The following is a 12,252-nucleotide window of genomic DNA, read 5'->3' as shown; positions in this document are numbered from 1 at the left end:
AATATAAACAAACGTTGTGTTTGATAGTATCATCGCTTTTTATATTTGTTAACTGCTGCTTAACAAGGGTTATCAGATATCAATTAGTTTGTTTCTATTCGTTTTACGAGTGAATTTGTTTAGCTGGTCACCTTTTATGGTTAGGGGCAGAAATCCGTGTCGTTTTTTTAACCAATTATCATGCTATCACGATTTGCCAAAATAACCATGTTTTTTGCTGCGGCTATTTGTAGTTTACTACTATCATGCAAGCCGCACTCCCCAATAAAAATGGCCGACTTGCTGCAACAGCTTAAAAAGCGAAATTATAACGCTCAAAATGTTTTTAGTTCCGACGCCCGCCTTGCCTCCTGCGATTCGATGTTAAAGGCCGGTTCTCCAAATTATGATGTGCAGCTATTATCGAAAAAAGCATTATTTGAGTTACAGGAAGGACACGAACAACAAGCTGTTGACATATATTCGAAAATTGCGAAGCTGCCGCGTTACATGAACCCTGTTAATACACAGCCCGATGAAGCTGTTGCATTTATGCGTTTGGGCGAACGTGCCAATTGTATGCTTGGCCACAACGGGGCATCGTGCATATTTCCTATTAAGGGGGCAGGCATACACCAGGTTCAAACAGGATCGCGGCAGGCAATTGGAGCACTGGAGAATATTTTGAAAAGCAATCCACAGGATGCCCAGTCCCGCTGGCTGTTAAATATTGCTTATATGACCTTAAATGGCTATCCGGAGCAAGTTCCTGCCCAATACCTGATCCCTAACTTAAATGCAGATGACGGGCCGTACAAAGTAAAACCATTTACAGATGTAGCCGCAAATGTTGGCATCAACCTGAACAGCAGGGCGGGCGGATCCATAGCCGACGATTTTGACGGCGACGGATATATAGATATTATTACATCGGGGATGGATCTGCAGGATCATATGCATTACTTCCATAACAACGGCGACGGGACTTTTAGCGACCGTACCGCTCAAAGTGGCTTACAGGATGAAGTTGGCGGCCTAAATATCCAACAAACCGATTACAACAATGATGGCCGTCCGGATATTTTTATCATGCGGGGAGGCTGGCTTCGGGATGGTTTTGGTAACCAGCCGGGTTCATTGCTTAAAAACAACGGTAACGGCAGGTTTACCGATGTTACCATTGCAGCCGGCCTTAAATTTATGCATCCTACACAAACTGCCGTATGGGCCGATTTTAATAACGATGGCTGGCTTGATGTTTTTATCGGGATGGAAAGCCATGGCGGAACCAACCCTAACAATAACCATCCATCTGCGCTCTATATGAATAATCATGATGGTACTTTTAAAGAAATGGCGCAAAAGGCCCATTGCCAGATCAACGACTTTGTGAAAGGGGTAACATCGGCCGATTACAATAATGATGGCTGGCCTGATATTTTTATATCTACCATGAGTGGAAGAAAATATTTGCTGAAAAATAAATGTAAAGGAGGGAACAACGTAGGTTTTGATGATGTAGCCGAAAAGGCAGGCATCAATATCAAACAAAATACATTTACCACCTGGTTTTATGATTACAACAATGATGGCTGGCCCGATATTTTGTTGAGCAGTTACAATTTTAACACAACCTTGGGATATTACGCCGCATTGGAGGCGTTGGGTACCCCAGTGGCAGATAATGGCAATATTTTTCTTTTTAAAAACAACCGCGATGGTACTTTTACCAATGTAACCCACGATGTTGGGCTGAACAAGGCAGTTTTTAGCATGGGAGGCAATTTTGGCGATATTGATAATGACGGCTATCCCGATATTTATTTTGGTACCGGCAATCCCGATTTTGGATCACTGATACCTAACAAGCTTTTCAGAAATATTGGCGGCAAAAAATTTGCCGATGTAACCAGTTCATCGCGTACCGGCAATTTGCAAAAGGGGCATGGCGTATCATTTGCCGATTTTAGAAATAACGGGTTGCAGGATATTTTTATTGAAATGGGCGGCGCTTATATAGGCGATGCCTACAAAAGCGCATTATACCTTAATCCGGGTCAAAATAATAATAGTTGGGTGGGTTTAAAATTGGTGGGAACACACTCAAATAAGTCGGCTATTGGCTCAAGAATAAAGGTAACCTTTACAGAAAATGGCGTACAGCGAAGTGTGTTCAAGGATGTAAATTCCGGCGGCAGCTTCGGCTCATCTCCGCTAAGGCAGGAGATAGGGATAGGACAGGCCAAAATGATTGATGACATCGAGATACGATGGGCAGGCAGCGGTACTGTGCAGCATTTTTACGATGTAAAGCCCAATCAATTCCTGGAAATAACGGAGGATGGCAAGTTAACCCCACTTAATTTGAAGCCACTTAAATTTAATACAAGCGAGCCCGCGATGCAAATGCAAATGGCTGGCATGTAAAGGCGAGGGTGTTTTTAAGTTAGGTTATTGCGCCTGCTCCAGGATAAAAAGGGGAACCCTGGTCATCGCTACCTATGACATGTTTTCTTTTCGAGGTGCGTGGGCCTGTCACCCTGAGCCTGTCGAAGGGTCGCGCGGAGAGGCCTTTGCCCGCTATGGTTCGACAAGCTCACCATGACAGCCCTTTTTTACGATGTCATTCCTCCTTCAGAGTTTCGCGAAATTTTACCACTCAGCGTGCCGTGAACGATGATCAGAGTTGCCCTGGTTGAAGTACCTTTGTTAAAATAGCCAACCAACTAATCGCCCTGCGGCGATATTTGATTTAGAATTTAAAAAGCCTGCTTGTCCCTGAGGTGTTTTTTATTGATACCTGTGCTATTTTATCGTTAATAAGAATAAACCTGGACGATTGGGAAAGAAACGAACTGCCATAGTAAAATTCCTGTTTAGCCTGGCTGCCATTTTTGTATGTTATAATAGCGCTTTGATCTGTATCATCTAATTTTAACATAGATACTTTAGCATTTAATTGAAAAATCCGGAGCGGCCCTAAATGTTCGCTTGCCGCCATCAGATAATTATTGTTTGCACCCTTTAATTTTACAAGGGCCTTTCCATCTCCTGGTAAATATATCCCACTGCGCGCAATTGATATGGGCGCAAAATTACCCTTGCCGTTACCCTTCAGCAGTAAGCCATTTAAGGCATCATACCTGCCAATAGAAACGTCGGTGCCAAAATCATTTCCATTGATCAACAGATCGAGATTGCCGTCCGCGTCAAAATCGTCGGCCACCATCCCATTCAATACAGAAACCTGCGCTTCAACTGGCAGGGGAATTATCGTGAATTTACCTTCGCCATCGTTCCTGAAATAGCAGGACCTTAACTCGGTGGCTTTAAGCCGTAACGCATTTTTCATTTGATCGGCGCTCAGCACATCTTGCATCGTAGCCTCGGCGTATGAATGATAATTGGTGAATTTGGCACGCAGGGTTATCATTTGCTTAATAGCATCCTCCCTTACATTTGCCGGGTATTCCCGTTTAACGTCGTCTTTACCCGGCAGGTACAATGATGGAAATGCATCAAACCGGTTTCTCTTGTCAAAGTCGCCTGCTGTAATAAAGGCCGGGAATTCGTCACTGGCCTGGTAAAGGGTATTGAGGCCGGTATTACCCACTATGTAATCCATTCTGCCTGTATGCCTGAAATCGCCCGCAACTATTGAGTTCCACCACCCGGTTTTATTGCTAAGGCCGGTTTTGGTTGTAACGTTAACAAATTTACCGCCTGTGTTTTTCAGGAAGGTTAGCGGCATCCATTCTCCTGCCAATATCAAATCTGTTTTACCATCGTTGTCAAAATCACTAAAAATGGCATCGCATATCAACCCTATCTTTTTTAAGTCTGGGGCAACTTCACCAGTTACATCTGTGAATTTTACTTTTCCGTCCTTTGTGTCATTTCTTAAAATATAGCTATTCACCGGTTCGGGGTATCTCCATGGCTCCACCCGTCCCGAAATAAACAAATCTAATTTGCCGTCGTTGTTAAAGTCAAAAGCCCTTACACACAACTTACTTTTAAAACAGACCGGCAACGCATCTTTTGCAAGCGCAAAATGGCCTTTGCCGTCGTTAATATATAAGCGGTCCTGGTATGCCAGATCGTTTGCGGCTGTCTTATAACCACTGCCGGTAATTAGTACATCAGGAAATCTATCGCCGTTTGAGTCGAAAATCAGAATTCCGCCATCAAGATAGGGGTGCTCATATTTCTTTCCTTCTAAAAGGCCCCGTTGTATAAATGTGCCGTTCTTTTGTTGAAAAAAAATCTGAGCCGGATTTTTCAAATTTCCACCGACAACTATATCATCTAAGCCATCACTGTTAATATCGCCGACTGACAGCGCCGGATTATATTCTGAAAGTTTATGCGGCAAAAGCTTTTGAATATTAAAGTCTGTATAATCTGTGTCACGATGAATGTATTTAACAGCGCTTTTGCCGGTGATATTGGTAAATAACGGGCTTTTTAGTTGCCCCGGATTTGCCCATGTATAGGTTTGGCCGGCATTATTAATGTTTGCAGCCAAAGTTTGATCGGCAGCTACATTTAAAAATGTTTGCCTGTATTTGTTGGGCCATTTAACAACTACCGAATCTATGGTTTTGCATTTGCCTAACCCAAAATGTGCTATAGGCTGAATACTGGTAAGATAGCCCCGGTAAGGGTTGTTTTCATAAACCTGGTGTAAACCGTGCTGGTAATATATATCAACAAAGGTTCCTATTCCCTCTACATTCTGATTTGGGCCCTTAAACTTTATGTTGAGGTAGTGCTGCACGTTTTCGGCGCCCTCGCCGGCGGTATTTTTATAAATTAACGCCTCGTCATTAATATTATTAATCACAAGGTCCATTGCGCCGTCATTATTAAGGTCGGCATAGGCTGCACCATTTGAAAATGAGGGGATACCCAGGCCCCAATCCAGGCTCACATCCTTAAATTGCAAACCATCCTGGTTACGGAAGCCGTAATTGTGAATTTTAACTGATGGTATCTGCTTGAGAACTTCCTTCTTTGGCGTTATTAAAAATGCATTGGATCTGTAAGCGATAAAATCATGATCTGTAACATCGCGCGGATAACCGTTGGTAACAATTACATCCCGGTAACCGTCATTATCAAAATCGGTTACCATCGGGGTCCAGCTCCAGTCTGTTTGGGCTACGCCGCCTAAAAAGCCAACCTCGCTAAATGCCGGGGGGCCAACCTGGTTATTTTCTCCCATAGATGGACCCTGGTTCAGCTGTAATGTGTTTCGCACGTATTGATATTGATAACCATAATGGTCGAAATTTTGAATGGTATTATAGCTGCTCGGTCCCGACATCATTTTTTTTCGGTAATTATCGGCAGGGCTCATGTCCAGTTCAAATATATCGGCCAGCCCATCATTGTTGATGTCCTCAATATCCTGTCCCATGGCATTGAACGAGGTATGCTTAAAATACGACTTCGACTTATCTGTAAAGGTGCCATCATAATTATTGATGTACAGGATATTGTTAGATAGGAAGTCGTTGGTAACATATATATCTTTCCAGCCATCAAGGTTAATATCAGCTATAGTTGCAGCATGCCCGTAACCTTCAATCTTGATACCGGCTGCTAATGACACATCTGTAAATACAGGGTGCTTAAGTTTCGGGTCCCAATCGTTCCGGTACAATCGTCCCATGCTTCTGCCGGTGCCGGTAATATTAATAGGCCTGAATTGGTTGGGAAACTCAGCAGGGTTTGGCTCGTTAACGGTTAAGTACATGTCAAGGTCGCCGTCATTATCATAGTCAAAGAAACTCGCCATCGTCGAGAATAGCCGGATATCAAGGCCGTATTCCTTTGCCTCCTCGTTAAATACAGGAATACCATCCTTATTGATCCCCTTGTTTACATACAGCAGGTTTTGCCTTTTTTGAGGATCGTTGGCAAACGAATTACATACGTATATATCGGGCAAACCGTCGTTATTGATATCAATTACAGCAGCACCCTTTCCCCAGCGCCCCTTACCATCTACCCCTGCTACTGCAGTAACATCGTCAAACCTGAAATTTCCCTTGTTGATATATAGCTTATTGGGCACCATATTGCCTACAAAGTAAATATCCTGTAGTCCATCGTTATTAAAATCGCCTATGCCTACGCCTCCGCCATTATATACAGTAGCGTTATCAATGGGGTTAATGGAGTCGTTTTCTGTGATCAGGTTATTAAACACAATACCCGAGCCGGAAGATGGCACTTGCACAAATAGCGTATGCTTTTTACACGACCAAAGTGATACAGCAATGGTAAAACCTATGAGGAGCCTCTTCATAAAATGTAATTTAAATATAAGAAAAAAGCAGGCGGCTTTTAGGCCGCCCGCTTTTAAATTAACTGCAAAATAAATTAATAGCCTGGGTTTTGATGACCGCTAACTAATGGGTTATTATCCAGTTCGGCTTGAGGTATAGGTAATAATTCGTCTCTGTTGGCATGGAATCCGGCAATAGGCTCGGTGGTAAAATACCCTTTCTTACGCCATCTTAAAATATCGATGTTACGTACTTCTTCATCGCCCAGCTCTACCATTTTTTCGTGCATGATGGCTTTAACCACGTCGCTTTTGGATGTTACCGGGAATTGAGCTGTTGGATAAGGAGGCATGGCAACATCTGCTCTTGCACGCACCTGGTTAAGGTAAGCTACGGCCCCGGCAATATCGCCGGTTTCGTTAGCACACTCGGCAAGGTCAAGCAAAATTTCCGAGTAGCGTATAATACGCTGGTTGTTGCCGGCCGGGTGAAAGCCAGCCGTTGAAGCGCTTTCCTGGTAAATGATCATGAATTTACGCCAGCTTATCTTTTTGGTAACGCCATGAAGTATAGAGGAATTACCGTTTTGATCGGCATCAGTTAAAGTACTTTGGCCGTTGTTATAAAGGTCGCCGCTTTGATAAACGCTATAGGAAAAACGGGGATCTGTTTTTACCGCACCCGCAGCCGTGCTTTCAAATTCATTCAGGTATTTGTTTGAAGGAATAAGGTTTCGCCATGCAACAGGGCAGTATTCCTGATTTCTAACTGTCGATTGCTCTTCAGTTGCGCTTTCGCCACCCCAGTTGTAACCATTAGTTCCTTTATCCACAAATACAACTTCAAAAATTGATTCATTATTAAATTCAGTGGCTAACTCAAAATTATCAAGATAACGGGCAGTTAATGAATAGCCATCGGCTCCGCTGGTAGGTATCTTCAGGAATGCAGCTTTAGCTTCAGCATAATTGCCTTGTTGCATTAACACCCTGCCCAGCAATGCATTAGCAGCGGCGGCGGTGGCCCTGCCTTTATCAGTAGAGGATTTGCCGGGTAACACTGCCGCGGCATCTGTCAGGTCCTGAACTATTTGTGCATATACGGCGGCAACCTCGGCACGTGGTTTAAAATCTGTTGGGCTTTTGGGCACCGATGTTACCAAAGGCACCCCGCCCCACATGCTAACCAGGTCGAAATAAGCCCAGGCACGCAGGAATTTTGCCTCGCCCACAGATTTTTTCGCATCAGCTACGTTATCTGTAACGTTTGGTGCATTATCTGTTACCACGTTTGCGCGGAATATTACGGTGTACCAGCCATTCCAAACAGAGTTCATCACAGAGTTTGTAGGGTCGTCGGTATTGTTGTACAATTGAAGCCTTGGAGCTTCCAGTTGCCCACCGCCTGGCGCTACCTCATCGCTCCTGGTATCATGCAGGTAATACCATTCCCGGGATACCAGGTTGTTTTGATGCATAACCGCATAAATGGCGTTAACTCCCGACTTTAATTGCGCTGCTGTTTTATAATAGTTGGCGGTAGTAAGGTTATTTGGATCAGACGTATCCAGAGCTGTTTTTTTACAGGATAATACGACCACCGTTATCGTTAATAAAATAACGGTTGACAATAAATAAATTTTTCTATGTTTCATAATATATCAATTTAATGATTGTTAAAATGTTGCCTGTAAACCTACCTGGAACACCCTTGGCGAAGGATATTGGCCATAGTCGATACCATTTGTAAGCGTTCCGTTCTTGGAACCCACCTCAGGATCAAGCCCGGTGTACTTTGTAATAGTGAACAGGTTTGTTGATGATAAATAGATCCTCACTTTGCTTACCAAATTGCTGCTGGCCGATTTAAGCCACGGCGTTGGCAAATTGTAACCTAACTGTAGGTTTTTTAAACGAAGGTATGAGCCGCTTTCAACCCAGCGGGATGATGGCCTTACATTCGAGTTCGGGTCTCCTGAAATTGCCCTCGGAATATTAGTATTGGTATTGGTGGTTGTCCAGGCGTTTAGCACCGCAACGTCTGAGTTAAATAACCGGGACATACCTTGTGAGATGATTTTCTCGGCGTTGAATATTTTATTGCCATACACGCCCTGGAAAAATAAGGCAAGGTCAAAATTCTTGTAACTGGCCGAGTAATTTAATGAATAGGTAAATTTAGGGAGGTAACTGCCCAGGTTAACCCTGTCATTGGCATCAATTACATGATCATTATTAATGTCCTTAAATTTCAGGTCGCCCGGTGCTGCACCTGTTTGAGTTGCGTGACCGCTTACATCAGCTGCATTTTGGAATATGCCCTCAACCACATAGCCGTAAAAATACTGGATAGATTGGCCAACAGAAGTATTGGTGAGCGGACCGCCGCCACCAAAATCAGCATCACCGCCTGCAGTTATAGTACCATTTGCTGCCCCTGTTAACGAGGTAACCTTATTTCTGCTTAATCCAAATACGCCTGTGATATCATATTTGAAGTCGTTGGATGTTTTATGATAACCTAAAGTTATTTCCACCCCTTTGTTTTCCATCGAGCCAACATTTGCCAGCGGGGCGCCAACACCTTCGCTTGGTGGTACCGGTACTGTTAAGATTAAGTTTTCAGTTTTTCTTTTATAAACCTCGGCCGATAGGGTAAACGCATTTTGAAATAAGCCCAGGTCGAAACCGATGTTTGTTGATTTGGTTATTTCCCAATGAAGAAAATAATTACTTAATGCACTGTAGTAAGAACCGTTACCTGAGTTGGCACCAGTTGCCAGGTTGCCAAACGGATATGTTGTGCCGCCTGCAGATACATTGGAAACGTAAGGATAATTTCCCAAAACGGTTCCGTTTATCCCGGTAACACCATAACCGCCGCGTATCTTCAGTTCACTTACCGATTTTACATCCTTCATGAAGCTTTCCTGATCAACTTTCCAGCCTACTGAAGCAGCAGGGAAATTTTCATATTTGTGACCAGGGGCCCAAACCGATAAGCCATCGCGGCGTATTGAACCGGAAATTAAATACTTCCCTTCAAAATCATACCCAACCCTGCCTACTAATGAATGAAGCACGTTTGTGCCATAAGTGTAATTGGTGGTGGTGTTTGTGGCGTTGTTAAGCGTGCGAATAGTGTTGTTGTTTTGGTTACCAAAAGAGTTTTGACTATCGCCGCGGTTGGTTTGCACTTCGTAAACTGCCAGGGCCGAAACGTGGTGTTTGCTGGCAAAAGTATGGTCGAAGGTTAATTGTTGTGTATACAACGTAGTGGTACCCGATCCGGTATTTTCGGTTATAGATGCAAGAGGATTGCTTGAGGTGCCACCATCATTATATATTGGGGTATACTGCTCCTGCCTGTTGGTTCCGTAATCAATACCATAGGTTGAATTGAATTTAAGCCATGGCGTAAACTTAACCGTTAAATAAGCGTTACCGCGTATTCCAACACCAAAATTCCGGTTTTCGTTAATTAACGCCTGTTCCACCGGGTTTACCGGGTCGGCACCGTCAAAACTGCTTTGAGGGCCAAAGAAACCGCCTTGATTATTCGGATTGTAAACAGGTATGTATGGCTGCATCCTTATTACATTGGTAATAGGCGTTCTGTTGCCTGGGGGAATCCCAAACCGCTGGCGGGTTTCCGAAACATTGAACGTTTCGCCTATTGTTATAAACTTGTTCAAATTATGATCAGAATTCATTCGGTAGCTTTTACGGCTGAAACTTGTTCCTACGGTAATACCATCCTGATTAAAGTAACTGGCAGATGTAAATATGCGCGAATTCTCATTCCCTCCGCTTAACGAAACAGAGTGCTGTTGTACAGGTCCTTTTCTGAAGTAAGCGCTCTGCCAGTCTGTATTGGTTTGGGCGAAGGTTTGCGAAGAGCCCGCGTAAATAGGCTGATTAAAATTTGCCGGTTGTAAACGCGGCGGTATGCCAATGCCGGCTGCACCGTTCAAAGCTCTTTCGTATTGCAGATATTGGTTTGTATTCAGAAGGTCGTACTTTTTAGTAACTTCCTGAGAACCGACATACGAATCGAAGCTTAACACAACTTTACCACTTGAACCCTTTTTGGTTGTAATGATGATAACGCCGTTAGTGGCCCGTGAACCGTAAATCGCCGCGGCGCTGGCGTCTTTAAGTACATCAACTGATTGTATATCTCTTGGATCGAGACTGCCGATTGAACCCGGAAAACCATCAATAATATACAAAGGATCAGACCCATAACCCACAGAACTTACACCGCGTATCTGTACTATAGGCGCCGAACCCGGCGAGCCATTATTGGTAACCGTTAAACCTGCCACCCGGCCTTGTAAAGCCTGATCGACACCGCCAACGGGTAAAGCTGATATTGTTTTGCCACTTACGGACGAAACAGCACCTGTTACGTTAGCACGCTTTTGCGTGCCATAACCAACAACAACAACCTCATTTAATGATCTGGAATCACTCCTTAACGATACGTTAATTACCGATTTGTCGGAAACGGTAATTTCTTTCGGGGCATAGCCTACAAAAGTAAAAACAAGTACCGCCTGGTCGTTGGGTACTTCAATGCGGAATGTACCATTGACATCGGTTCCAACGGCATTGGTGGTGCCTTTTTGGGTAACGGTTACCCCTGGTAATGCTAACCCGGTTTCATCGGTTACCTTACCGGTTATAACCTTGTTCACGTTGGCTTTTATCACATCCGTATACGGCAGATTGGCCGGGCCATTAGCCGCAAACGCGGAACTTATAATAGTAATGCTTATAAATACTATTACAACCGTCATTCTCATGAAAGTACTTAGTAAATATTTTTTTTTCATATTTTGGTTTGTTAATTGAAAACATTGGTTTAGAAATTGGTAAGATTTAGCGCTTTTATCAAACATGTTCGGCTATTACATATGGTTAACTTATGGATGGATTACACTTACCCACAGTTATAAGTCATATGGTTTAACTACACTCCATTGGTTTAATAAAAGATCGGTTTACTTAAATTAGTGGCTTAACCGGTAGCTGTATCAGGATTGGATTTTTTAGTTATAAGATAGATAACATGGATACCGGTGTAGTTTAATGCGGGTCACAATCTGCAACCGGCAAAACAAAATTTTTAATTTATTCCCTCATAAATATCCCTCATAAAAGGTTTGCAATCGATTGTGAAGCCGGGCCTGTTTGTACATTTCCTGAATACAACTAACTGTAATAAACAGGCCGATCAAGATTATACCTTAAATCGAAACATTAACAGAACTTGCCGATCGGCTTTATTGGTTTATAATTCAGCAGCTATTTAATTAGAATTGTAGCAGCTGTGCAGGAGTAAAATTACTTTTGAAGCAGGTTCAAGTACCCAATTTTTTAACATAAAAACACAACATTTGTCAACTTATACCAAATTCACCCTCAACTACCGTTGTTGCAAAAGTTAAAACGTGATTAGCTTTGGAATAACCTTAATTTTTTTGACTGAAAAATTGGTTGATAGCGGCAACAAAATCTTTGTGATAAGCATGTTTTTTTAAGATGTTGCGGAAACGTTTGCCATCGATTTACAGGCGGGTTTATTATCGCTGGCGATTTTTTTTGAAGTACAAACAGGCAAAAAATATCTTTAAATAATATCGGGTCTATGGCGTTTGATTCTCATTGGCTACAAAGCCGTTTGACAAAGTAGGGTGGCCTTTTTGTTGGGAGTAGATGTAACCTACATGCACACATTTTATACACGATAGTCCCCGGTTAACCCAAACAAAAAGCCTCAAATCTTTTGACTTGAGGCTTTCGACTTAAATGTAGCGGGAGCAGGACTCGAACCTACGACCTTCGGGTTATGAGCCCGACGAGCTACCAACTGCTCCATCCCGCACTGTTTTGATGGGCTGCAAAGGTATGATAACTTTTAACATTAAGTGCGAGTTTCAGCGATAATATTCCCGGATATTTGTATCCCGTTC

General features: G+C 43.1%; 4 protein-coding genes and 1 tRNA gene. 1 reads left to right on the top strand and 4 read right to left on the bottom strand.

Annotation, left to right across the window (positions count from 1 at the left end; translation table 11 throughout):
• The first annotated feature begins 180 nt into the window (after positions 1-180).
• Positions 181-2,406: an FG-GAP-like repeat-containing protein gene (locus AC1DU2_RS05575; protein ID WP_477360286.1), complete on the top strand. Its 2,226-nt coding sequence runs from the start codon at positions 181-183 to the stop codon at positions 2,404-2,406.
• Between the two features lie 325 nt (positions 2,407-2,731).
• Here the strand turns inward: AC1DU2_RS05575 and AC1DU2_RS05570 are convergent, their stop codons facing one another.
• The 4 genes from AC1DU2_RS05570 to AC1DU2_RS05555 form a co-directional block, all read right to left on the bottom strand.
• A complete protein-coding gene (locus tag AC1DU2_RS05570) occupies positions 2,732-6,295 on the bottom strand; it encodes a VCBS repeat-containing protein (RefSeq protein WP_477383232.1) in 3,564 nt (1,187 codons plus the stop codon).
• Positions 6,296-6,369: 74 nt separating this feature from the next.
• Complete coding sequence (locus AC1DU2_RS05565) at positions 6,370-7,929, bottom strand: RagB/SusD family nutrient uptake outer membrane protein (RefSeq protein ID WP_477383231.1); 1,560 nt, start codon at positions 7,927-7,929, stop codon at positions 6,370-6,372.
• A 21-nt stretch (positions 7,930-7,950) separates the two neighbouring features.
• On the bottom strand, positions 7,951-11,112 hold the full coding sequence (locus AC1DU2_RS05560; protein WP_477383229.1) for a SusC/RagA family TonB-linked outer membrane protein: 3,162 nt from the start codon (positions 11,110-11,112) through the stop codon (positions 7,951-7,953).
• A 979-nt stretch (positions 11,113-12,091) separates the two neighbouring features.
• Positions 12,092-12,164 (bottom strand) — tRNA-Met (locus tag AC1DU2_RS05555).
• Positions 12,165-12,252 lie beyond the last annotated feature (88 nt).

The sequence above is a fragment of the Mucilaginibacter sp. P4_C11 genome (assembly GCF_056402115.1).
This window is presented reverse-complemented; position numbering and strand designations above follow the sequence as displayed.

Excerpts from the sequence above, each read along its gene's own strand:
- AC1DU2_RS05575 (WP_477360286.1), top strand. The coding sequence starts at position 181 with ATGCTATCACGATTTGCCAAAATAACCATGTTTTTTGCTGCGGCTATT.
- AC1DU2_RS05570 (WP_477383232.1), bottom strand. The coding sequence starts at position 6,295 with ATGAAGAGGCTCCTCATAGGTTTTACCATTGCTGTATCACTTTGGTCG.
- AC1DU2_RS05565 (WP_477383231.1), bottom strand. The coding sequence starts at position 7,929 with ATGAAACATAGAAAAATTTATTTATTGTCAACCGTTATTTTATTAACG.
- AC1DU2_RS05560 (WP_477383229.1), bottom strand. The coding sequence starts at position 11,112 with ATGAAAAAAAAATATTTACTAAGTACTTTCATGAGAATGACGGTTGTA.